The sequence below is a fragment of the Clostridium sp. FP1 genome (assembly GCF_011065975.2).
Taxonomy (GTDB): Bacteria; Bacillota; Clostridia; order Clostridiales; family Clostridiaceae; genus Clostridium_AD; species Clostridium_AD tagluense.
Window position 1 is genome coordinate 5,065,528 of the sequence record NZ_JAAMNJ020000001.1, and the last position, 22,343, is coordinate 5,087,870.

Genomic DNA, 22,343 nt, shown 5'->3' on the forward strand with positions numbered 1-22,343 from the left:
TAACGACTTCAGAAGGAGAGTTAGACTCCTACTTACAGAAGTGGTAGTCTTTCCTTCTGAAATGTCGTTAAATAGTGTAATTACATTTTTATTTTACAAACATGTCCAAAGAAAGGATGAGTTTATTTGATTCGTGTTTTAGCTATTACAAAAGATCTAAAGCTAATTTATGATTTGCCTTTAGATGAGTTATCAAAAGATAACATAATGTGGTATTGGATGGATTTTAATGATCCTAACCAAGAAGAAATTTCCTTATTAGACACCTATTTTCATTTTCATCAATTGTCCATAGAGGATTGTGTGTTTTCATTAAATAGCCCTAAACTAGATTATTATGATGATTATAATTTTTTTGTACTTAATGCTTTAGATAAAGATACTTTAGATCCAGTGGAAGTCTCTCTTTTTGTAAGCACTAGGTACATCCTGTCTTATCACAGTACTCAACTAAAGGAATTAGATGAAGCCTGGCAGCGGGCAAAAATAAATGAAAAAAATTGGGATAAAGGCCCCTCTTATATTGTCCATCAAGTGTTAGATAAAATAGTTGATTACTTCTTTCCAGCTATTAATAAAATTGAAGATAGGTTAAATGAAATTGAAATTAATAGTTTGAAAAAGCCCATTCACAGCTTAATGGATGAAGTCTTTGATATAAGGAGTGATTTATTAAAGCTCCGAAGAATTGTAAATTCTATGCGCGATTTGTTATATAGGATATTAAACTCTGAGAGGCTTTATGGGTTTCATGAACATAAATTATATTTTTCTGATATTCACGATCATTTAGTTAAACTTTCAGATATGATAGCTTCTAATAGGGAAATGACTTCTGATATGCGTGATAATTATTTATCCATAAATTCAACTCGTATGAATAAAAATATGATGGTTTTAACTGTTATGACAAGTATATTTATACCACTAACATTTATAGTAGGAGTTTATGGTATGAATTTTCAAAATATGCCTGAACTTACTTGGAAGTATGGTTATTTTGTAGTTGTATTGATTATGGCTATTATTGCTATAGAGATGTTTTTATGGTTTAAACGTAAAGGGTGGTTTGATATATAGCTTATTTTTAATAAATCATAGGGGTCTAAGCAAGTTGGAGACTTTCCTTCTTAAATGTCGTTAAAAGCTTAATATATATTAGAAACGGGGTGTGTATTATGAAAAATAAAGAAATCAATTGTCAAAGTTGTGGAATGCCTTTGAATAAAGATGAAAAATATATTGGAACTGAAGCTAACGGAAGTTTAAGTGAAATGTATTGCCGTCATTGCTATGAAAATGGTGAATTCACTTCACCTGATATTACTGTGATTGAAATGAAAGAAATGGTAACTAATAAAATAATAGAAATGAAGCTCCCTAAATTTGTGGCAAAATTCTTAACAAGAAATACTCATAAACTAAAAAGGTGGAAAAAATAATATAAAGAAGAAAGTGAGATTAACTATGAATTGGATTAATTCAATAAAAAACTATACTCCTTATAATGAACAAGAGAAAAAAGATAAAGAGCTAATTGAGTATTGTATAAATAAATTTGATGATATTTTAACTCGGGATAATCGCATTGCTCACATAACAAGCTCTGGCTTTGTAGTAAATAAAACAAAAGATAAAGTGTTAATGGTACACCACAATATATATAATTCCTGGTCATGGACAGGTGGCCATGCAGATGGAGAAGATGATTTACTGGCTGTTGCAATTAAAGAAGCAAGTGAGGAAACTGGAGTGAAGAATATTTTCCCTGTGACCTCCCAGATATTATCATTAGACCTATTGCCCGTGCTTGGTCATGTAAAAAATGGCAACTACGTATCCGCACATTTACATTTGTCTCTTGCTTATTTAATCCAGGCTGATGAAGACGAACCACTTATTGTAAAAGTAGATGAAAATAGTGCTGTGAAATGGATTCCAATAGATGAGGTTAATTTATATAGCGATGAACCTCATATGCAAAAGGTGTATGAAAAATTAATATGTAAAATTAAAGCGTTGCTTTAAATTATATGAAAATATAACTTAAAGCAACACTTTTCATATGGCTAGCTTTCTAAAGGCAAAAGAGTGTCACCACCCACCTAAAATTCTTATAGGTATAATATAACTTCAAAATAAATATATTATAAAATATATAGTTAAAATATTTTACTTTAACTAGAGTTTTTATAATAAAAAAATAGAAAAGGAGATAAGCTATGTTTAGTATTTTTAAGGTAAAAGGCGAAAAAAACATTGTTGCTCTTATTATTAGCGTTCTACTAGCAGAAGGCGTAGGTTTTTTAAGTGGTTTTTTGAGCATGACCGCCTCTAAGGATTATAAAAATTTCAATAAACCCTCCTTTTCACCACCTGGATGGGTTTTTCCTGTAGTATGGACTATTCTATTCTTTTTAATGGCTGTAGCTGCTTATAGAATTTGGATGAAAGGTAAATCCGGGGAGGATGTAACAAAAGCATTAATTTTATATGTTGTCCAGTTATTTTTAAACTTTCTTTGGTCTATTATATTTTTCAGATTTAGGCTCTATGCAATAGCTTTTTTAGAATTGCTTCTATTATTAGTATTCATTCTTTTAACTACTTTTGAGTTTTATAGAATAGATAAACCTTCTGCCTATCTTATGATTCCCTATATAGTTTGGGTATCCTTTGCTGGGGTTTTAAATTATGCTATATGGATGCTAAATTAAATAATCACCTGCACTTGTTCTATATTAAGGGCTTGTGAAGGATATCTTTACTCATAATCTGACAGAGTTCCCCAAAGCTCCTGGCGATTAAACCTAGGATAAGCAGAATTAAATTTCACATAAATAGGTGCTTTGTATAAAAAAGTATTAGCTTTTAAAAGCTCCCTATCTCCATAAACAATTGCTTCTAATGCCAAAGGGAGCTCTTTTACAAATACATCATTACGGATAGCGGACATTACTGCGTTCTTTTCTTTGTCTACCATAACATTAACCATCAGGGCATAGTCATCATTAGCCCTACTCCATTCCCCTAGCACTTCATCTCTCATATTAGTGATTTTATCATAATCATATTTTGCTGCAATTGTGAGAAATAGTTCTCCTGTAGTATCTGAATGGGTAAGGGTATATTTTCTGGGTATAATTGGCTGTGTTTCACTTGTCATAGCACCAAATTTAACTTGTAGTTTTTCAGGATTTAATTTTTTCAAGGCTTTCCCTCCACAATATAAATACATTATTTATATTATGAAGTTAAGTGTTTTTATGTTCTTTTTTATGCAATAAAAGTTAAAATTTTCTTCACTCTACCATATTATCATCCGCCATAAAATCTATATCAACATTCTTTTCCCTAAGCTTACCAATATAAACCACTGCACTCCTAAAAGTCTTCTTGTCCTTTGGATTCTCTAGTCTCACTGAAAAATTCACAGGCTTATTATAGAATTTACAATACTGCATATTACTCAATTGTTTTTTAAAACTGCTCAGAGGTAACACCTCGTGGGTCACATTATGCTCTCTACAGTATTTTACAAACCTATCATAAAAGGATGTATAATTAAGGCGCAGCACAAAATCCCCGTCTAAATCTAGCACTGCATCATAGTCAATATTCCTTAAAAGTTCATTATTAGCTGCCATACGATTCATAGTTTCGAAATTTTGTTCTATAACTGTTTTATTACTTGAACCACCATCTAATAAATCCTCATAGGCTCCCTTTTCTATTGATGAAATAATATCCTTAATAGAATAGTCTGTACACTCCTCCATATTTAAAGCTAAGTCGTCAAATACTTTTTTAAGTAAAACTATACCAAGAATACAATTGCTTATAGAATTTCTAACCCTATCATTTTTAATATTATCGCCAATCACTTTTTCAAAAGTTGCACTATGAATTTCCTTAATTTTTTTCTCTTCCATTTTTAAGCCCTCCTTCAAAAGACTCGCTCCAAGTTTATTTAGTAAAATTGAGTTTTCCTTTAATTTTTCTAGACTTTCCTTAGTTCCCTGGTCAAAATAAGAAGTTGCAAATATAACTCTAAGGCTCCTTCCCACATTAGCCGTTTCCTCTATTCCTACCTCCCCAGACAAAATCACTGAAGCTCTAGGAATAAAGCATCTATTTTTATCTAAGGTGGCTACCCCTTTTATCCCCTTATAATTATCATAAGAATTTCTCATAACCCCTGATATTAAATCAACCTTGTACTTACCTATTATGTGAGGCTTGTATTCCTCTAAAATAAGAGGTATAAAATTGCTACTTCCGGCAGTTTTGTTTAATGCAAAATCTGTACACTGTGCCGCATTTAATATGCCATCCTCCATGCACAATATAGGAGTGATAATATACTTTACAGCACTACTTTTACCACTACTGCTCTCGCCTTCTATTAAAAGATGATTATATTGAATTTTATTGCTTTTAAGCTTTTCTTTCAAAAACAAACCACATACATACCCTAATATAGATGCCGTATTTTTTAATATACTAAATTTAAATAGGTATGGCGCAATTAATAAAAGCTCTTCTCTAGTTATAGCATCATTATCTAAAATATTAGTATTAAGCTCTGCATATTGATTTTGCATAACTATATCCAGGGTAGACTTTCCCTCAGAATCTAAAGCTCCCCGCTCTGATACAAAGCACCACTTATTATTAAGCCTATGGAACCCACTGAATGTAACTCCCTTCCTTATATCACAGGTTTTATTCGAAATAATAAATCTTATATATTGAAGGTCCTCTATCCTTCCTATATAAAAAGTCTTAAAGCTGTTTATTGCTTTTCTAAACGATATTACATCATCAAAATCAGAGCTCTTAAATATCCTCTCCCCTATAACCCCGTCCTCCGTAACAATATCTCCTGTAATTTGAGTATCCCCTTCATTTTCAATATAATATTTAGGATTAATAATAAAATTAGAAATATTAATTTTCTGATCCTTGTGATATTTATAGTAACAAAACTCGTCTTCAAAAATATTTCCTACAATTTTACTCCGAGGCCTGCATTCCTCTATAAATGTTTCTTCTGCACCCTTAACTAAAGTAATTAATTTCTCCACAGTGCCTCCATTTTCTATCCAATCTACAATATCTTCCTTAAGTTTTAAATCTGGAAGCTCTATTATTTTAATAGACTTAGCCTTATTCTTTACTGCATTTAAAACTTCCTTTGCATAAGCTCGTCCACTTTCATCATTGTCAGGCAAAATAACTATATTAGCTCCCACTAAAGAAGAAACATAATCCCCACTATACGCTGAAAATCCCCTAGCTCCAAAGGCAGTGGTAGTACCTACTAGACCCAGCTTTGATACCTTATCCGCACACTTCTCTCCCTCTACAAAGAAAATATTCTCATCCTTTTCAATGCCCTTTAAAACCTCTGGCAGCTTATAAATAACATGTCTTGCACTCTTTATTCCAAAACCCCAGCTACTATTATCTTTAGTATAAGCCATGAAATCCTTCTTTCTTTTGCCGTTATCCATCCACTCCCTTCTACAAATCTTATATAATGTATTTCCCTGTTCATCCTCATAATAGTAATTAGCTACAATATCCTTATGACAATTTTTAATATTATCATGTTCTACAAAAGTTCCTTTATGCTTTGTTGCAATTTTAATATTATATTTTTCACTTAAAAATTTTACTCCATTATAAAAACCCTCTATACCCTCTTTATACTGAGCAGCTTTAAAAATATCCCCTTTAGCTCCACAACTAAAACATATCCAAAATATTCCACTGCTTCCTGGCACTATTGCTGCACTTGGATCTTCATCCTTATGGCTATGGGCGCTTTTATTAAAACATGTGAATTTTCTATTTTTACTTTTACTACTATGCTCTATTATGTAATCTCTTAAATGATCCTGTATTTCACTTATACAACCTTTTGTAATTTTATTCATCAATTTTGTTACCCCCTAATTACTTTTGTACGGCTTATTTCTAAGCATTATTTTACTTAACTCATCTTCAAAATTCATTATACTTTATTACTTTTGTACGGCTTATCTAAGCATTATCTCTAGGATAAAAAACAACCAATTACTTGTTACAATTACACTTTCAGTGAATATATATGCCGCTCCGCTAAATTTTGAAGGAAAAATTAAAAATAATTACAAATTTATTTTTATTACAGTAAATATGTGCTATGTAATCATATGAATCCATTTATATATAAGGCTTTGTCATGAATCCACTTATTACATTACAAATTTTTCATGGGGGTATACATCTTATTAAAGTTTCTTAAATTTTAAATTTCACTTATGTTTGCGCTTTTTATACTTATATTAATAATATATTTTTGTTTTTTTGTAATATATATTTATGACTATGTTCTACTGTAGATGTTTTAAGGGTTTATGTGGATTACAATACGAGGTAATAAATTGAAATAAACTGTTATGAGTTTTCTTAAACTGTTTTAACTCCGTTGATAATGTAATTTAATGGTAGTTACAGATGGGGTAAAAGTAATTTTCATTAAAAAAAACCCACGTAAAAATCGTTGCTGCATAGCAGTCACCGAAGTTCAAGAGGTTTATAATATGAGTCCATTAATAAACTTTTACTTTCTATTTATATAAATTACCTAACTCATACTTAATTGTATAATTTATACTTATTTATCCAAACTAACAATATAAGTATTTATTTGACTATTACCTGCACGATAATCTCCATAAGTAAAGGATAAAGCAGCGCTTGTACCATCCCAACAAATATTTGAAATTGCTAGAACTATAGGTATCTTCGTTTTTACAACCTTACCGTTTTTGTCTATATAATGGTATGTACGATATTCAATTTTTGCATCTTTATCTTTTAAACTAGAAGCCTTAACTATTTCTTTTATAACACCTGTCTTAGTATCTATAATTTTAATAGTTGTTTCATGGTTAGGGGGAGTATTGATAGCATTAGCATATTCTACATAAGCAACTTTACTTCCATCAGGTGATAGTACGTAGGTATTACTAAGTCTACCTTTAGGTAATTTTATATCTTGCAGTTTTTTTCCAGTTTCATCCATAATAATAGCTCCAAAAGTTCTATTTACAAATACTCCATCAGGTGATTGTTCACCATTATTATCAAAATGCTCAATTATAATTGTTTTGCCTTTTTTATCTGCGCTGCTAGAGTATTTATTTGAAAAAATAGCTTTTATTTCTTTAGTTTTAACATCTACAGTACATAATTTAACTCCTTCTTTTCCATTTTTGTCTTGAGTATAATAGAATTTACCTTCTACACTGGTTCCTAAATCTTTAATATCATCAACACCAGATATCGACGCACTATCAAATTCATCAGCATTGTAGCTGCCCTGGTTATATATTTTTCCAGTTGTATCAATGATTTTCCATTTGTCAGAATAGTTTGCTAAAATTTTATTGTTACTTACCCATATGAATTGTGCATCACTATTAAGTTTTTGTGTATTTACATTAGTAATTTCGCCTGTAGACAAATTTAATAATTTTACATTTTTATGAAGAAGCTCCCCTGAATCAAGAGCCTTTTTCCACTCACTTTCGACTTTAGGAATAATTCTTTCCTCTGCATAAAGAACATACTTTTTATCTGGAGACACACCCATAAATTTATCTATATTTACATTTTTAAAGTCTTTAGAACTTTTTGTGTTTAAATTATAGATACTGCAGTATTTTATAGCTTCAGTAGAATATGGGATTTTAAACTCTCCCTTTTTAGTTAATGTTAAAACCTCATTATCATTAATCCAAGCAACACTTTCAATTTTTTGATATTTGTGGATTTGATAGCCCTTTTCATTTGTTTGAGCAGATGGTTTGTATGCCATTACCTTTATGTTTTGTGTATCTGAAGTATTATAGTTTATTCCATATGTAATTATGCCACCTACAACTGCTACCGTTAAAATCAGGGATAAAATCTTTTTTCTAAGCATTGAATTTTCCTCCTTTTTTCTTTCTAATCTCATAGTATCAAAAAATTTTCACAAAATTATAAACAAATGTCACAACTTTGCAAACTCTATATAGAAAATTCAATAGAAAAAATAGTACCTTCATTTAACTTAGAATCTACATTTATAGTGCCCTGTTGCTTTTCAACCAACTTTTTCACCAAGGCTAGTCCTAGCCCAGCTCCCCCTGTTTCACGACTTCTATGACTTTCAACTCTATAAAATGGTTCAAAAATTTTAGGCAAATCTTCTTTACAAATACCTATTCCTGTATCAGCAACTATTATAGTTATTTTATTACCATTTTTATGACATTCAATATCTATACTTCCACTAGGCCTATTGTATTTTATAGCATTATCAATCAAATTAATAATAACATGTCTCAAACTTTCTTCATCTATTGTAACAATAATATCTTCAATATTAGATTTGAAGGTTAAATCGTTTTTCTTTATTTTCCCCATGATTCGCGCACATATTTCATCAATTATTTCCTTTAAATTCACTTCTTTTTTCCGTATTTCAAAATCGTATTTTTCTAAAGCAGATAAATTTAAAACCTTATCTACCATAGTTGCCAAACGATCACATTCTTTTGATATATTTGTGGTTCCATCATTTATTAAACACAAGTCATTTTCATACATTCCAATTAATTCTGCATATGCTTTTATAATAGTAATGGGAGTCTTAAACTCATGAGTTACATTTCCTATAAACTCCTTTTGCTCCTTGTCCATTTTTTTTAATTTATCTATTGCATTGTTCAAAGAATCTCTCTCAACTTTAAGCTCTTCAATATTTTTTTCTATAGTATTACTCATGAATACTATACCTTTGCTTAGCTCCCCTAATTCATCATTACGATTGGCTAGTTGTATTTTATGAAAATTACCTCTTTGAATGTTCTCTACTGAATCTTTCATTATGTATATATCTCTTGTGAGGTTAAAAAAGTAAATAATTCCAAGAATTACACCAAATATCAATGCTACAAAACCTGTTCCATAAAACATTTTTTTTATATTATCATAAAATAAAGCACTTTCTTTAACTGAATATTCAAGTTCCAAAATCGCTACTATGCCATTTTTATATTTAATTGGTGAATAAAAATATATTACGCCATCCTTCTTTGCAAATGATACTTTACCTTGCATAGCATACTCAATCATAATATCTTTTTCTTTATTTTCATTTAACTTACCATCTACCTTAAATCCAGAAAGAAGCTCTCCTTTAGTATCATATACACTGGCAGGTATAGTTCTAAGCCAGGGCTTGTTAAATATGCTTCCACGAGCAAGCTCTGCCTTATCCCTAGTTCCATTATTACCCAAGCTTGAGCGTTCACTAAAATATTGCTCAAACATATCCTTTTGCTTAAACAGAATCGCTTCGTCTTCCTTATCTTGGTAAATTTTTATTCCATTAAGTACGAAAACACTTAAAAATAATATAACAATTAACAAGAGTGAGCCTGTAAACGCTATAAGTTTGAATTTAATTCCTATTTTCAAATAAGTCTTCAACCCCTTTATATCCTACACCATGAACAGTTTGTATTAAATTTTCATAATTTTCCCCTAACTTTTTCCTTATTCTTTGGACATGTGTATCAACCGTTCGTGTGCCACCAATATACTCCATATCCCATACTATATCCAGAAGCCGTCCCCTGGAATAGACTACATTTGGATTTAATAGTAGCAAATATAATAAATCAAATTCCATTTGTGTAAAATCTATTTTTACGTTTTTTATACTTACGCTTCTTTGTTTTTTATTAATATTAAAATCTTTAATATTAATAAGATAATCATTGCTCTTCTCATCTGTAGTCTTTTTAAACCTTCTTGCTAGAGACTTTACCCTTGCAAGAACTTCTCTTAGATCAAAAGGTTTTGTTAAATAATCATCTGCTCCTAGTTCTAGTCCTACTATTTTATCTATAATATCATTTTTTGCTGTAAGCATAATAATACCAATATTTTCATTTTCTAGTTTTTTGCAAACATCATAACCATTTATTACAGGAAGCATTAAATCCAGAATTATTATATGTGGATTAAAGCTTTTTACTTTATCAAGGGCTTCTTGTCCATTATGAGCTTTTTCTATTGAATAACCCTCTCTTTTTAATGCACAAGTTAATACATCCAAAATGCTTTCTTCATCATCTACTACTAGTATTTTCTCGTTCAAATGTTACACCCCCACATTTTACAGTAGATAGTTAATTACTAACCTACCTATTTTAAATTTACCGACGAATTGTATTATATTTTTCTCTTTGATAAAAACATTATATCAAACATTGTAACTTTTATACAAATATGAAAAAAGCAAAATGTTGAAGTATGCCTTGACTTATGGCACTTTTTATATAGCGTTGTGTAAATTTATGGTTTATAATGTATATATAGGTTATTGTTCGATTGCCAATAAAACACATTCCTTTGCTAGGAGGAGGCATTTTATATGATTAGAATATGAAACTCATCTTTATTACGGCAAAGTTAAATAAGAAAGCCTTAAGCATGGGTAGGCGAGAGGATTTAAACATTAATATTTTGGAGGTTTTGAAATGAGTAATAATTCAATATTAGATGGTAATATAAAAATTATTGTTCAAAGAGTAGTAGCAGAAGGTTGCGGTGCAATTTTACTTACCGGCCCCTCAAGTTGTGGTAAAGGTGAAATAGCTAAGGAACTAAGCAGTTTTTTATCAATACCAAAGGAAAGACATCTCTCAATGGGTGATATTTTACGTAGGACTATAAAAAAAGCACGTGAAGATGAAATCTTTAGAAATAGACTCGCTACTGCATACAACATTAGTGATAGAATATCCGTATTTGATGAATCCGAAAATAGAGTAGAAAATATATCCAAAGCTATAAACCATAAAAAAGAACTAATGTCCTTCTATGAGGGTAAAGAAACAATAAGTCAATTAGATTGGTTAGAGTTTTGTGTCATAGGGGGCCTATTAGTTCCTGATGAATGGACAGTAAATATTATAAATGCTACATTTGAAAATTCAAAGGAGTTTCAGAAAGGGATATTTATTTTAGATGGCTATCCACGGACAATTAAAGCATCAGAAGAGCTATTAAACACTTTCGTTAAGTTTAATATCCCAATTATAAAAGTAATACATTTATCCATATCCAAGGATGAAATGATTAAAAGGGCCTTAGGTAGAAAAAGATATGATGATAAAAAAGATAGTTTAAATAGAAGATACCAGTTTTATGTAGACAATGTACAGCCAAGCATTGATTATTTGAAAATACGTTTAGGTTCATCCAAAGTTACCTTGATTGATGCACATCAACCAGTTTATAACGAGCTGAATATCATAGATATAGGGAAATCTATAAACCAAGTTACTCTAAATGTTTTACAATCATTAGGATTACCTAGTTATCTATTAGATATGAAGAACTAAAAACAGCGCCTTGGCTGAAAAATATCATTAATTCAATATAAAAATATAATCTCTGCAATGGTAAAATTAAGTATTAGCGATATTACATTAAACCTACTGAAGGTGATTTAGATACACTAAGTTTTGAAACTAAGGAGAGGAATGTAAGTGAAGAGGAAATCTGCTTTGATTGTAACATTTATAATTATCACATTTAGTTTTTCAGCCTATTTTTATTTAAGTAATAGTTATAAAAAAATTGATATATTTACTGCTAAAGGCTTTAATAAAGAAACAAACACACCAATTATATCTATTACCGATAAATGGACTTTGATAGAAATCTCAACTATTTTCAAAACATCTTTTAAATTGAGCGGGAACCTTAATGTGGTCGAGCCTAAATACGTTCTAGAATTAAATAAGCTTAACACTCACACAGAAATCATGTATTTATGGATAGATAAATCCTCAACTGAAGGCATGTATATGTATAAAAGTAAAACTGAAACAGGCTATTCAATCTCAGAAAAGAATACTCTAAAGTTGAAGAAATTACTAGCAAAAGAGTAACTATTAGTAGTAATTATATTTATTCCAAAAATAAAGGTGATGCTTTCTCTAATCCTAAATCGGATAATTTTTTAAAACAAAACTCCATTGATGAAATTTTTATAGTTGACTTAAATGCTTCCGCCTGTGTATTAAAAACATCTATAGGTGCGAAAAATATAGGATATAGGAATCTATATTCTATATCCACATACCCTACATATTTGTACCCAAAATGCAGGGTAGTTTAACATTACCTTTGTTACAATTGAATACGAAAGGAGGATGCAAAATGGAGTGGATTGAGAGAATGACGGCAACAGTGGATTATATTGAAAATAACCTAACTTATGACATTATGTATGATGAAGTAGCAAAAATTGCTTGCTGCTCAATGCATCAATTCGGACGTGTTTTTTCCTACGTTGTAGGTATATCTCTATCTGAGTATGTTCGTCGTAGGCGATTAACCCTTTCAGCATTAGATTTACAAAATAGCACTGCAAAAGTAATTGATGTTGCTATGAAGTATGGATATAATTCACCTGATGCATTTACTCGTGCTTTTTTCGGAATGCATGGTGTAACGCCTAAAGTAGCGCGCACTTTGGGAGTAAAACTTAAAGCCTATCCACGCATCACTTTTCATATTTCAATTAAAGGAGATGTAGAGATGGAATATCGTATTGAAGAAAAACAAGACATAAATATAGTTGGAATGGTTAAGCATATCAAGAGGCAATCAGCAAACACTATGGAAAATGACTGGAAAGAGGCTTCTGGTGAGGTTTGGAGTACATGGAAAGAATTTTTAGAGGGTGGCACAGATGAGAAAATCGGAGCTGTTCATAATCTTTATCGCGCACCTATGTGACAAATGGGTTTCACAAAAACACTGGAGAATGGAGAAACTTTACTTGCAATCGGTGCAGAGGCAGATACAAATGTTTTAACCGATTTGCAGACCTATACTATTCCAGCGAATAAATGGGCAGTATTCACTGTAACAGGTAGCCTTAGCGGTAAGGCTCACCCAATTGATGCAATGTGGACAAGAATAACAACTGAGTGCTTTCCAATATATGGCTATAAATGGGCAGCTGATTATGAAATTGAGGTTTACCCTCCAGGAGACACAAGTTCTGATGATTATACTTGTGAAATATGGATTCCCATTACTAAATGATAATATTCTTTAGCTTTTAAACTTAATTTTTTCTATAAAAAATAAATAACCACTTAAAATACCGCATTATTCTAGAATGAATTTTGTGGTATTTATTGTAAAAAAATAAAGAATTGAGGATAAATTATGATTGGAAAATTTTTAGAAAATTCAAAGCACTTATATATACATGGTATTGTGGTGCTTCAAAATGGAGAAAAAATTGCAGAGCATCATTGGACTGAGAATATAAGAAGAAATCAACATTCAGTTACTAAAAGTTTCACATCAACAGCTGTAGGTATTGCAATTGATGAAGGCCTATTAACCTTAGATGATAAAGTAATTGATTTTTTTCCTTCTAACCTCCCCATAAATTCATCAAAACTACAAGTAAAGTATTTAAACAAATTAACTATTAAAGATCTTTTAATGATGGCCGCAGGATATGAAGAAGGAAAATTAATGGAAGATAGAAAAACTTTGCATGACCCCGACTGGGTTAAATTTTCTTTATCAGCACCTCTTATTTCAGCAGCAAAAGAGAAATTTAGGTACACTAATTGTACAGCCTACTTAGCCGGTGTTATTGTTGAAAAAGTGACAGGATGTTCTTTAATTGACTACCTTATGCCAAGACTATTTGAACCATTGGGAATACAACGACCCGGCTATGAATTGTGTCCCTTAGGACATGTATTTGGATCCAGTGGTCTCATGTTAACAGTAAATGAACTTAGTAAATTCGGACAATTATATTTACAAAAGGGTGTCTACAATGGGAATCAGTTAATTTCTAAGGAATGGGTGGAACAAGCTACGAAAAAACAAATAGATACATACAAAAGTTTTTTAGATGGTAGCATGGGCTATGGATATTTCTTTTGGAGGGGTTGTAATAATTCTTACCGTGCAAGCGGCAGGTTAGGGCAGGACTGTATTGTTTTAGAAGATAAAAATGCTGTCATTGCTATAAATGCAAACGAGGAAAATTCACAAGAAATTAGAGATTGTATCTGGGATAATATTTATCCTATGCTTTAAAAGATACGTTTGCAAGTTGCGATGCAATGGTAAAACAAAGATTGTTCTATTAACGATGAAATGCAAGAAGTAAATGCTGAAGTTAAAGTTAATCGCATGTTGTGGGTCAATGAAAATTTCTTCCACGAAAAAAATCTTGATGAGAACTTTCACGAAATATGTTTTTATTATTTGTTAGACATAACTGATGACAAATTAATAAATAAAGTAAATGAGTTTATTCTTAAAGACACTGACGAACATAATCATTCTTTTTACTGGGAAGATATAGACAAAATTAAAGATTTAAATATATATCCACTATTTATAAAAAATAATATTTTACAATTGCCACAAGTAATAAATCATCTATTAGAAATGAAAATTTAATCTTTTCTTCCACATTTTAATTCATTCTTATATCACAATTTACAAGTATATACTATATATAACATAAGTTTAAGTACCAATATTTCAATGTTTGCCTGACCACTATGGTATCCTCTTGGTATAGTTATAACAACTATTACCACTATACCAAGGGGACTTAACCTTATATTCTTTGGAATACAATCTTTCCTTCATCATCTATATGTTTCTTAAGATTATCATTTGATAAATTTTCATAATGAACTATGTCAAAAAAATATGGTAAAGGTAAAATTTCATTTAAGTAATCATCTAGCTTAAAAATAACTTCTTTTGTTATCTTTCCCCCAAAAACAGCTATATCTACATCTGATCCTTTTTTATAATTACCCATAGCTCTACTTCCAAATATAATAGCCTTTTCTATAGTTTCAATTTTTGATATTGCTTCTTTAATATACTCAATATCTCTATCTAATAATCCAAACATACTATAACTCCTCTGATAATCTATCATACATTTTTTTAAGTTCTGGAAAATATAGTTCCACTATTTCTTTTGTCATTTTATCAGCTAATGCTTCATCATAAGTATGCGTAGTTAGATTTCTATTTGCTAATGCATCTATCCATACATGTCCATTATCTATTAACCCAATTTGAAAAGCTTGCTTAATCGTTTCTCTGGGACTCTTTACAACATATCCTTCAGCCTCTAAATAATCTTTTAATACCTTCCATGCTAATTCAAAGGTCATTTCAAAAAATTGAATTATACCTGCTTTTTCTAGTTCTGAAGTTATTTTTTGTTTTGAATATTTCTCCATCAATTTATATGATTTGTTAAAATTTTCAAATCTTTGTTTCCACCTAATATCTTTTAAGTTATCCATAAATACACCTCTTATTATAACAGTATACATTAATTATATCCTATTTGTACAAATTAAATCTATAAGGTATTATGAAAAAATAACTATTAGCTTTATATGGTGCCTTGTTATCTTCGTTGTTAATACCACTTAATAGTGCTATAATAAAGTAAATATATTTTTTGAAAAAACTTAGATGTTCTGGAAGTAATTTTAAAATATGTATATTGCATTCAATTGGTTGAAAACTTTAAAATCTCTTATTGAAAAAGACGCTGTTAAAATAGATTATATTAAGTCCGGTGCATGGGGAACGTTTAATGAGGATTTTTCTACCATGCGTTCAATGAGGCCACTCTTACTACATGGTCTAAGATATTTTGAACACACGGGAATGAAAAATATAGAAATGATTGATTTTAATTTTGCAAATAATCTCCTTAAAAATTGTAATTCTCCCCATTATGGTCTGCATCTTTCAATTAAAAATTCGGACATGCATCAAGGTATAAGAAGAAACTGTTTCCAGTTTCTTCTATGGGGACGTAATTTTCATTTATTATTCATAAATCGTATTTCTACGATGGTTGAACAATTGTAGAAAAGCGCGAACTGAAGATTATAAATATAAGGTGGTGCAAAACATGAAAGTAAGAAAAACGGTTAAAGAGGATATTGACCTCCTCATAAAGATTCGTATGGAATACCTGTTTGCAGAAAAAGGTGTGTCTTCTTCGGAAGAAGTGCAAGATATTAGAACGAAGTTAGAAGAATATTTTACTCAACACCTTAACAAGGGATTTATTGCTATCATTGCTGAGAATGAAAATGAAGTATTAGCGACTGCATTTATGTCAATCGTGGAAAGACCTCCGCTAATAGCGTTTTCATCATATCTTGTCGGTACGGTATACAATGTTTTTACATACCCTCAATATAGAGGAAAATGCATTGCAACGAAAGTTATGACTGAACTTTTATCGGAAGCAAAGCTATTAGGCGTTGCCGCAGTTGATTTAATGTCGACTGAAAAAGGGAAACCATTATATGAAAATCTTGGATTTCGGGTATCAAATTATACATCAATGAATAAGTTCCTCTAACTCCTGCAAAATAAGCATAATCAGAAGTTATATTAATTCACAATATTCTTATATTGTGTACTAATTATAATCTAAAAACAGTTTTATGTATAGACTACATAAATTATATGTAGTCTATACATAAAACAAGTAAAATCAGTCAGTGTGGCGTGTGTTCCACTAGATATATAAAGGAGCCTTTAAATATGGATATTTCATTTAAAACTGATGAGGGGAGATTTAATTATAGAGTAGCAGGCATTATAATTCACGATAATAAATTATTGATTATGAAAGATGAGCATTCACCCTACTATTATATTCCTGGCGGCCGAGTTGCCATGAATGAATTAAGTGAAGATGCAATTATTAGAGAAATAAGAGAAGAATTAAATGCTGCAGTTAAAGTTAATCGCATGCTGTGGGTCAATGAAAATTTCTTCCACGAAGAAATTCTTGATGAGAACTTTCACGAAATATGTTTTTATTACTTGTTAGATATAACCGATGACAAATTAACAAATAAAGGAAATGAGTTTATTCTTAAAGACACTGACAAGCATAATCATTCTTTTTACTGGGAAGATATAGACAAGATTAAAGATTTAAATATATATCCACTATTTATAAAAAATAATATTTTACAATTACCACAAGCAATAGAGCATCTATTAGAAATGAAAATTTAATTTGTAATAAAGGGATAATATGAAGCATACTATCCAAATATTATGTAGTAAAATGTACTATTGTATAATCATTAACTTTACCTTTATTATCAAACATAATATAAAGCCCACTAACCTCTTCTGGCATTAGCCCTTTTTTAGTAAAGTAGAATATATTATTAGGGCCAGATTGGTTAATTGGATTTTTATTGAGACTTTCTAGAATCATGCCGCCTTCAAACTTTTCCTCTGGTTTACCTAACAATTGTATTACTTTCTCTTTTGTCATTTTCTCCAAATCATATTTTTTCAACATATTCTCTACTATTAAATATCTTTTACCTGGCTCTCTAATCCACTTCTCCTTTGTAAATAAACTCTTATCATTAAACTGATTTAATTTAACAATGCCAATAGCTCCTAGAAATCCAATCAACAAAAATATTAGCATAAAAGTTAATCTTTTCTTCCACATTTTAATTCCTCCTTATATCATAATTTACAATTATAGTTTGCTTATATACTATATACAGCATATGTTTAAGTACTAATATTCAACTCATATACACCTTATAAATGCATATTTTTACTTATTATAACATTATACGATGAATTTTTGTACAGCATTACTACCTATGTCTAATCTAGACTTTGGAAATATTATATATATGCCAAGGTATAATTATACCCTTTTTAAAGAATAACTGTTAATATAAGGTTTGTTATGATAAAATATAGTAAATATTTTTTATTTAGAGGAGAGAAAGAATAACTATAATTATTCTTTACCTTTATTTTCAATAGTATTATTTGTAAAATGGTAAAGTAAAACAAATATATATTAGTGAGGTAATAATAATGATTTATGAATGTAAAGTAAGTAACATGCAAAAAAAAGATATTAACAAAGCTATAAAGATATGGACTGATCAGTATAAAACCTATTGTGGTAATAACAATAATTTTCCTACTTATTGGGGAAATAATATAAATGAACTTGAAAGTTTTTTAAACAATAAAGTTGCAAACAATAATGCTATAGTCGCGAAATTAGATAAGGAAATAGTAGGTTTTTTGGCTTACGATGAATTTCCTTTTAATGGCGAAGATTCAGTGTTTTGTCCTGCAATAGGACATTGTGCTACGGAGGATTATAAGGAAATCGCTTATCTTTCATTATATAAGAACATTTCACAGCAGTGGATTAACAAAGGAATTTTAAATCATATGTGGACCATCTTTTATAATGATACAGAATTAAAAAATATTTTGTTTGATTTGGGGTACGGTTCCTACCTGATAGATGCCTTCAGCGGTTTGAATATTAAACCAGACAGCGAGTGTCTATTTGAAATCAAAAGAGCTTCTTCTGAAGATATAAACACTTTGTATGAGCTTGTAGAAGAATCAAAAGAGTATTATCAGTCTGCACCCTTATTCCTAAAAAGGGACAGAATATTAAAAGAAGAAATCTCTGAAATCATCTCAAAAAATAATGTGTTTATTGCCTGGGATAAAGAATTGACAGTTGGGTTTATTAACTTAAGTATATCAAAAAATAACAATCCAATAGATATGACTGCTTACAACTGTGGGTTAATTGATGAGATGGGCGCCTACATAAAATTAGAGTATAGAGGTAAAAAAATTGGGACGCAATTGTTAAAAAGTATAAGTGAATATTGCAATGCAAACAATATATCCTGCATTCATGTGGATTTTGAAACTGCAAATTTATATGCTAATAAATTTTGGAGAAAGTATTTTAATCCTATGTTATTATCCATGCGAAGAAGTATTAATAAGAATATCAATGACAAATGATATGAAAGTGGGAACTACTTTTATTTAGATATGATGGGAGAATGATGTGAAATATGTATATTGGGTGCAATTGGTCAAAAGCTTTAAAATCTCTTATTGAAAAAGACGCTGTTAAAATAGATTATATTAAGTCCGGTGCCTGGGGAACTTTTAATGAAGAATTTTCAACTATGCGTTCCATGAGGCCACTTTTACTACATGGTCTAGGATATTTTGAACACACGGGAATGAAAAATATAGAAATGATAGATTTTAATTTTGCAAATAGTCTTCTTAAAGATTGTAATTCTCCACATTATGGTCTACATCTTTCAATTAAGAATTCGGACATGCACCAAGGTATGACGGATGAAGATATATATGAACATATGAGTAAACAAATTCAGATTTTTAAAAAGAACCTAGCAGTGCCATTGCTGCTGGAAAATGTTCCTGATTCGCCACAAGATCGTATACTATTTGATCATTACCCTTATATTATGCCAGAGCAATATAATCGACTGTTTGTAGATAATGATGTGTCATTTTTGCTTGATCTAACACACGCAAAGATTACAGCGCAATATCGTGGCTGGAATATTTATGATTACCTCCGCAGCCTACCACTTAATCGTGTTGTAGAAATCCACGTAAATGGTTCTGGTTATGATAAAGATGGTTTTCCAGCAGATACACATCAATCTATGGAAAATGAAGATTACAAATTATTAGAATGGGTCCTTAATTACACAAATCCGGATATAGTTACATTGGAATATAACGGAATAGAGGCTGAGAGCAATGATACAGTTATTTTTTCTTTAGAAAAGCAACTAAATGAGATACAAAATATATGCAATCCAAATAAAAAAATTATTAGATAATACAATCTAAGTTTTTAAGGATGGGGTTTTAAATTTAATGAAATCGATACCAAGGTTACAGAAAATTTTAAACGTAAAAATAGAAAAGGAGTGGTACTAAATGACAAATAGTAATGTTACGCAAGAAATGAAAATCAACAAGTCTTGTTTTGATATATTCCCAGAATTGGAATCTGAAAGATTGATATATAGGGAGGTAACTTCAGAGGATGTAGATGATATATTTAAAATTTATAGTGACCCGCAGGTCGCTAAATATGATTGGTATAAACCAATTTCAACTAAAGATGATGCACTTTTTATAATAAATCGTTATAAGCGGGAATTTCAAGATAAAGAAGAGATTACGTGGGGGGTGGCAAAGAAGAGTGATAATAAAATCATTGGGTATTGCTGCTTGGGAACCTTTGATGATGATTCAATAAGAAGTGAGATTGGGTATGGCTTTAATCGTGATGAATGGAATAAAGGATATGCAACTGAAGCTATAAAGGTTATAGTTAAATTTGGATTTGAGAGTATGAGTTTTAATAGGATAGAGGCTGAAGTAACCCTTGGTAATGATGCTTCTGTAAAAGCTTTAAAGAAAGCTAATTTTCTTCAAGAGGGTATTGTTAGAGAAAGAACCATTATGAAGGGCGAGTTTGTAGATGATGTTATATTGGCCATAATAAAAAGAGATTATTCGTTATGTAAAAATAAGCTGTAATTATCCCGTTGTTTATTGTACTTTTTAGTGGAATTGGTAATTATAATTATGTTTAGACAATACATCGATTAAAATCCATACCAGCTATCTTATACAAGAAGGCCAATATGAAAAGATTTATGATTGGACAATTCGATAGATTCGATATCAATAGACAGAATAGAGATTTTAGAGATTACTTTTTTGGAATTGAAGTTAATCAAATGGAGTCACTCGATGAATTGCAAATATTGAAAGATAATATTAGGGATAGAGACTTAAAGATAGGCATTCATTTTCCACTCTTGAAAAATCAATGGAGAGCAAGAGACCCTCAATATCTTTCTAAAGATAATAGTACTTACGAAGAATCAATTAACTACATGGAAAGTGAATTTGAAAGAGCCGAACAATTAAATCCAGATTATATTTTGCTTCATTATCCAAAGCCAGTTATTTTAGATGGGGATGTTGATTGGTCCTCTTGGAGATTTTGTGATGATACTGAATATTATTATGAATCAGATATATCTTACAATTACTTCGAAGAGAGAAGTAGAAATTTTTTTAAGATACTATCCCAGCAAGGCAAAAAATATAATTTCACCCCAGTTTTAGAATTGGATGGATTGAATAAATATATATATGAAACAAATTTACTTGAGGATTTATTAGATGAATACTCAAATATCAAATTATGTCTTGATTTTGGTAGAATACATTTGCAAAATTGCATTGATAATAATTTTATAGGACAAGAGATAGTTAGGAAGTTCGGAAGATACACTCATCTAGTACATTTATGGAATGTGAAAATTGATATAAACGTTACAAATTCTCATTACCCAGCACTTAAGTCTTTGAAGACGGAGGATGGATGGGGGGATATGGAATCGTACTTTAAAATTTTGAATGAGGTTAATGATAATTATAAGGTTTTATTTGAGCATAAGTCTCATTTAATAAGCGATGCAGAGCTGGAAGAATGTTATCAGTGGATTGGGGAGCTTGTGAATAGGTAATCCATATGTATTATGATAAAAAATTGCAGGTGCCAATGTTATTTATCGCCAGTAGATGCTAGTGAAACAGAAAAAGTTGCTAAATGGAGTAATGATATTGAAGTAGCTATTAGAACAGGTGATATATCAGATATGATTACATATCAGTCACAAAGAGTCTATCTTGAAACCATGACTAATAGTCACGGTTATGCCTTTTATATTATAAGGGAAGATGATGATGAAGTTATTGGAATCGCAAGACTAATGAGAGTAAATTTTATAAATAGAAATGCCGTTATGGGTATGTTTATTGGTGATGGAAATGACAGAAGCAAAGGTATAGGATCGGAAGCTACGAACTTATTACTAGACTTTGGCTTTAATGCTCTTAATCTAAAAAATATAATGATTGAAACTTATTCTTTCAATGAACCAGCAATAAAAGCATGTAAAAAGTGTGGTTTTAAGGAAATTGGTAGACGAAGAAAATCAATTATATACGGAAATAATGAGTATGATGAAGTTTTTATGGATATGCTTAGCGACGAATTTCAAAACTCTATAATTAATAAAGTATTGAATAAATAATATAACTTCCATCAGCAAAGCATTCCGACACTAATAAATGTTAAAGAAAATGATGGTCAAGATAGAATAAACCTTATGTGGGAATATTAATGCCCTTTAATAAAGATACTGACCAAATTTAGTTGAAGAGACTATAAAGTTAATTACAGAGGAAGATAGTTTAATGAATTGATTCATTAAAAAAATACTGCAGTTCGCTTTGCATGAGGAGCA

Annotated in this window: 27 protein-coding genes; 19 read left to right on the forward strand and 8 right to left on the reverse strand. The window is 30.3% G+C overall.

Features of this window, described 5'->3' with window-relative positions:
• Positions 1-126: 126 nt before the first annotated feature.
• From corA to G9F70_RS24130, 4 genes are all read left to right on the forward strand, one after another.
• Positions 127-1,080, forward strand: a complete 954-nt coding sequence (gene corA, locus G9F70_RS24115) for a magnesium/cobalt transporter CorA (protein ID WP_164945904.1) — start codon at positions 127-129, stop codon at positions 1,078-1,080.
• 98 nt (positions 1,081-1,178) lie between these two features.
• A complete protein-coding gene (locus tag G9F70_RS24120; protein WP_164945905.1) occupies positions 1,179-1,442 on the forward strand; it encodes a zinc ribbon domain-containing protein in 264 nt (87 codons plus the stop codon).
• Positions 1,443-1,467: 25 nt separating this feature from the next.
• Positions 1,468-2,028, forward strand: a complete 561-nt coding sequence (locus tag G9F70_RS24125; RefSeq protein ID WP_164945906.1) for an NUDIX hydrolase — start codon at positions 1,468-1,470, stop codon at positions 2,026-2,028.
• 194 nt (positions 2,029-2,222) lie between these two features.
• Positions 2,223-2,717: a TspO/MBR family protein gene (locus G9F70_RS24130; protein WP_164945907.1), complete on the forward strand. Its 495-nt coding sequence runs from the start codon at positions 2,223-2,225 to the stop codon at positions 2,715-2,717.
• A 47-nt stretch (positions 2,718-2,764) separates the two neighbouring features.
• Here the strand turns inward: G9F70_RS24130 and G9F70_RS24135 are convergent, their stop codons facing one another.
• The 5 genes from G9F70_RS24135 to G9F70_RS24155 form a co-directional block, all read right to left on the reverse strand.
• Positions 2,765-3,211: a staygreen family protein gene (locus G9F70_RS24135; protein ID WP_164945908.1), complete on the reverse strand. Its 447-nt coding sequence runs from the start codon at positions 3,209-3,211 to the stop codon at positions 2,765-2,767.
• A gap of 91 nt (positions 3,212-3,302) precedes the next feature.
• Positions 3,303-5,945, reverse strand: a complete 2,643-nt coding sequence (locus G9F70_RS24140) for a hypothetical protein (RefSeq protein ID WP_164945909.1) — start codon at positions 5,943-5,945, stop codon at positions 3,303-3,305.
• A gap of 719 nt (positions 5,946-6,664) precedes the next feature.
• Complete coding sequence (locus G9F70_RS24145) at positions 6,665-7,978, reverse strand: hypothetical protein (protein ID WP_164945910.1); 1,314 nt, start codon at positions 7,976-7,978, stop codon at positions 6,665-6,667.
• A gap of 86 nt (positions 7,979-8,064) precedes the next feature.
• Complete coding sequence (locus G9F70_RS24150; RefSeq protein ID WP_164945911.1) at positions 8,065-9,519, reverse strand: sensor histidine kinase; 1,455 nt, start codon at positions 9,517-9,519, stop codon at positions 8,065-8,067.
• Positions 9,503-10,204, reverse strand: a complete 702-nt coding sequence (locus G9F70_RS24155; RefSeq protein WP_164945912.1) for a response regulator transcription factor — start codon at positions 10,202-10,204, stop codon at positions 9,503-9,505. The genes G9F70_RS24150 and G9F70_RS24155 overlap by 17 nt, the downstream gene beginning before the upstream one ends.
• A 382-nt stretch (positions 10,205-10,586) precedes the next feature.
• On the opposite strand from G9F70_RS24155, the gene G9F70_RS24160 reads away from it, so the two are divergent.
• The 7 genes from G9F70_RS24160 to G9F70_RS24190 all read left to right on the forward strand — a co-directional run bounded on the left by G9F70_RS24160 (position 10,587) and on the right by G9F70_RS24190 (position 14,562).
• A complete protein-coding gene (locus G9F70_RS24160) occupies positions 10,587-11,453 on the forward strand; it encodes a nucleoside monophosphate kinase (protein ID WP_164945913.1) in 867 nt (288 codons plus the stop codon).
• Between the two features lie 147 nt (positions 11,454-11,600).
• Positions 11,601-12,005, forward strand: a complete 405-nt coding sequence (locus G9F70_RS24165) for a hypothetical protein (protein ID WP_164945914.1) — start codon at positions 11,601-11,603, stop codon at positions 12,003-12,005.
• A gap of 17 nt (positions 12,006-12,022) precedes the next feature.
• A complete protein-coding gene (locus tag G9F70_RS27550; RefSeq protein WP_224617893.1) occupies positions 12,023-12,235 on the forward strand; it encodes an isochorismatase family protein in 213 nt (70 codons plus the stop codon).
• Between the two features lie 41 nt (positions 12,236-12,276).
• On the forward strand, positions 12,277-12,858 hold the full coding sequence (locus G9F70_RS24175) for a helix-turn-helix transcriptional regulator (RefSeq protein WP_164945915.1): 582 nt from the start codon (positions 12,277-12,279) through the stop codon (positions 12,856-12,858).
• Between the two features lie 3 nt (positions 12,859-12,861).
• Entirely contained in the window at positions 12,862-13,170 is a 309-nt protein-coding gene (locus G9F70_RS24180) for a GyrI-like domain-containing protein (RefSeq protein WP_164945916.1), read from the forward strand.
• A 126-nt stretch (positions 13,171-13,296) separates the two neighbouring features.
• The gene (locus tag G9F70_RS24185; protein ID WP_164945917.1) at positions 13,297-14,193 is read left to right on the forward strand and encodes a serine hydrolase domain-containing protein; all 897 of its coding nucleotides are present in this window, start codon (positions 13,297-13,299) and stop codon (positions 14,191-14,193) included.
• A gap of 96 nt (positions 14,194-14,289) precedes the next feature.
• Positions 14,290-14,562 (forward strand): hypothetical protein, encoded by a 273-nt coding sequence (locus G9F70_RS24190; RefSeq protein ID WP_224617766.1) that lies wholly within the window; start codon positions 14,290-14,292, stop codon positions 14,560-14,562.
• Between the two features lie 163 nt (positions 14,563-14,725).
• Here G9F70_RS24190 and G9F70_RS24195 read toward each other — a convergent pair whose 3' ends face one another.
• Both G9F70_RS24195 and G9F70_RS24200 read right to left on the reverse strand, forming a co-directional pair.
• Positions 14,726-15,031, reverse strand: coding sequence for a nucleotidyltransferase family protein (locus G9F70_RS24195; RefSeq protein WP_164945919.1), 306 nt, complete (start codon positions 15,029-15,031; stop codon positions 14,726-14,728).
• A gap of 1 nt (position 15,032) precedes the next feature.
• Positions 15,033-15,434, reverse strand: a complete 402-nt coding sequence (locus G9F70_RS24200) for a nucleotidyltransferase substrate binding protein (RefSeq protein WP_164945920.1) — start codon at positions 15,432-15,434, stop codon at positions 15,033-15,035.
• A 199-nt stretch (positions 15,435-15,633) separates the two neighbouring features.
• Between G9F70_RS24200 and G9F70_RS24205 the strand changes: the two genes are divergently transcribed.
• The 3 genes from G9F70_RS24205 (at position 15,634) to G9F70_RS24215 (ending at position 17,184) form a co-directional block, all read left to right on the forward strand.
• On the forward strand, positions 15,634-16,014 hold the full coding sequence (locus tag G9F70_RS24205; protein WP_224617772.1) for a hypothetical protein: 381 nt from the start codon (positions 15,634-15,636) through the stop codon (positions 16,012-16,014).
• Between the two features lie 43 nt (positions 16,015-16,057).
• Complete coding sequence (locus tag G9F70_RS24210; protein ID WP_164945921.1) at positions 16,058-16,516, forward strand: GNAT family N-acetyltransferase; 459 nt, start codon at positions 16,058-16,060, stop codon at positions 16,514-16,516.
• Between the two features lie 185 nt (positions 16,517-16,701).
• Entirely contained in the window at positions 16,702-17,184 is a 483-nt protein-coding gene (locus G9F70_RS24215; RefSeq protein ID WP_164945922.1) for an NUDIX hydrolase, read from the forward strand.
• Positions 17,185-17,224: 40 nt separating this feature from the next.
• On the opposite strand, the gene G9F70_RS24220 is transcribed toward G9F70_RS24215, so the two are convergent.
• Positions 17,225-17,638, reverse strand: a complete 414-nt coding sequence (locus G9F70_RS24220) for a hypothetical protein (protein WP_164945923.1) — start codon at positions 17,636-17,638, stop codon at positions 17,225-17,227.
• Between the two features lie 383 nt (positions 17,639-18,021).
• Between G9F70_RS24220 and G9F70_RS24225 the strand changes: the two genes are divergently transcribed.
• The 5 genes from G9F70_RS24225 (at position 18,022) to G9F70_RS24245 (ending at position 22,130) form a co-directional block, all read left to right on the forward strand.
• Complete coding sequence (locus tag G9F70_RS24225; protein ID WP_164945924.1) at positions 18,022-18,987, forward strand: GNAT family N-acetyltransferase; 966 nt, start codon at positions 18,022-18,024, stop codon at positions 18,985-18,987.
• A 53-nt stretch (positions 18,988-19,040) separates the two neighbouring features.
• Positions 19,041-19,850: a DUF692 family multinuclear iron-containing protein gene (locus G9F70_RS24230; protein ID WP_164945925.1), complete on the forward strand. Its 810-nt coding sequence runs from the start codon at positions 19,041-19,043 to the stop codon at positions 19,848-19,850.
• Between the two features lie 100 nt (positions 19,851-19,950).
• Positions 19,951-20,559 (forward strand): GNAT family N-acetyltransferase, encoded by a 609-nt coding sequence (locus G9F70_RS24235; RefSeq protein ID WP_164945926.1) that lies wholly within the window; start codon positions 19,951-19,953, stop codon positions 20,557-20,559.
• 107 nt (positions 20,560-20,666) lie between these two features.
• Positions 20,667-21,560 (forward strand): TIM barrel protein, encoded by an 894-nt coding sequence (locus tag G9F70_RS24240; protein ID WP_164945927.1) that lies wholly within the window; start codon positions 20,667-20,669, stop codon positions 21,558-21,560.
• Between the two features lie 12 nt (positions 21,561-21,572).
• Positions 21,573-22,130, forward strand: a complete 558-nt coding sequence (locus tag G9F70_RS24245; protein ID WP_164945928.1) for a GNAT family N-acetyltransferase — start codon at positions 21,573-21,575, stop codon at positions 22,128-22,130.
• The last annotated feature ends 213 nt before the right edge of the window (positions 22,131-22,343 follow it).

What these genes read in the sequence shown, in the direction of transcription:
- G9F70_RS24120 (WP_164945905.1), top strand. Translation starts at nt 1,179, where the DNA reads ATGAAAAATAAAGAAATCAATTGTCAAAGTTGTGGAATGCCTTTGAAT.
- G9F70_RS24125 (WP_164945906.1), top strand. Translation starts at nt 1,468, where the DNA reads ATGAATTGGATTAATTCAATAAAAAACTATACTCCTTATAATGAACAA.
- G9F70_RS24130 (WP_164945907.1), top strand. Translation starts at nt 2,223, where the DNA reads ATGTTTAGTATTTTTAAGGTAAAAGGCGAAAAAAACATTGTTGCTCTT.
- G9F70_RS24145 (WP_164945910.1), bottom strand. Translation starts at nt 7,978, where the DNA reads ATGCTTAGAAAAAAGATTTTATCCCTGATTTTAACGGTAGCAGTTGTA.
- G9F70_RS24160 (WP_164945913.1), top strand. Translation starts at nt 10,587, where the DNA reads ATGAGTAATAATTCAATATTAGATGGTAATATAAAAATTATTGTTCAA.
- G9F70_RS24175 (WP_164945915.1), top strand. Translation starts at nt 12,277, where the DNA reads ATGGAGTGGATTGAGAGAATGACGGCAACAGTGGATTATATTGAAAAT.
- G9F70_RS24180 (WP_164945916.1), top strand. Translation starts at nt 12,862, where the DNA reads ATGGGTTTCACAAAAACACTGGAGAATGGAGAAACTTTACTTGCAATC.
- G9F70_RS24185 (WP_164945917.1), top strand. Translation starts at nt 13,297, where the DNA reads ATGATTGGAAAATTTTTAGAAAATTCAAAGCACTTATATATACATGGT.
- G9F70_RS24190 (WP_224617766.1), top strand. Translation starts at nt 14,290, where the DNA reads ATGTTGTGGGTCAATGAAAATTTCTTCCACGAAAAAAATCTTGATGAG.
- G9F70_RS24195 (WP_164945919.1), bottom strand. Translation starts at nt 15,031, where the DNA reads ATGTTTGGATTATTAGATAGAGATATTGAGTATATTAAAGAAGCAATA.
- G9F70_RS24200 (WP_164945920.1), bottom strand. Translation starts at nt 15,434, where the DNA reads ATGGATAACTTAAAAGATATTAGGTGGAAACAAAGATTTGAAAATTTT.
- G9F70_RS24205 (WP_224617772.1), top strand. Translation starts at nt 15,634, where the DNA reads ATGTATATTGCATTCAATTGGTTGAAAACTTTAAAATCTCTTATTGAA.
- G9F70_RS24210 (WP_164945921.1), top strand. Translation starts at nt 16,058, where the DNA reads ATGAAAGTAAGAAAAACGGTTAAAGAGGATATTGACCTCCTCATAAAG.
- G9F70_RS24215 (WP_164945922.1), top strand. Translation starts at nt 16,702, where the DNA reads ATGGATATTTCATTTAAAACTGATGAGGGGAGATTTAATTATAGAGTA.
- G9F70_RS24220 (WP_164945923.1), bottom strand. Translation starts at nt 17,638, where the DNA reads ATGTGGAAGAAAAGATTAACTTTTATGCTAATATTTTTGTTGATTGGA.
- G9F70_RS24225 (WP_164945924.1), top strand. Translation starts at nt 18,022, where the DNA reads ATGATTTATGAATGTAAAGTAAGTAACATGCAAAAAAAAGATATTAAC.
- G9F70_RS24230 (WP_164945925.1), top strand. Translation starts at nt 19,041, where the DNA reads ATGTATATTGGGTGCAATTGGTCAAAAGCTTTAAAATCTCTTATTGAA.
- G9F70_RS24235 (WP_164945926.1), top strand. Translation starts at nt 19,951, where the DNA reads ATGACAAATAGTAATGTTACGCAAGAAATGAAAATCAACAAGTCTTGT.
- G9F70_RS24240 (WP_164945927.1), top strand. Translation starts at nt 20,667, where the DNA reads ATGAAAAGATTTATGATTGGACAATTCGATAGATTCGATATCAATAGA.
- G9F70_RS24245 (WP_164945928.1), top strand. Translation starts at nt 21,573, where the DNA reads ATGATAAAAAATTGCAGGTGCCAATGTTATTTATCGCCAGTAGATGCT.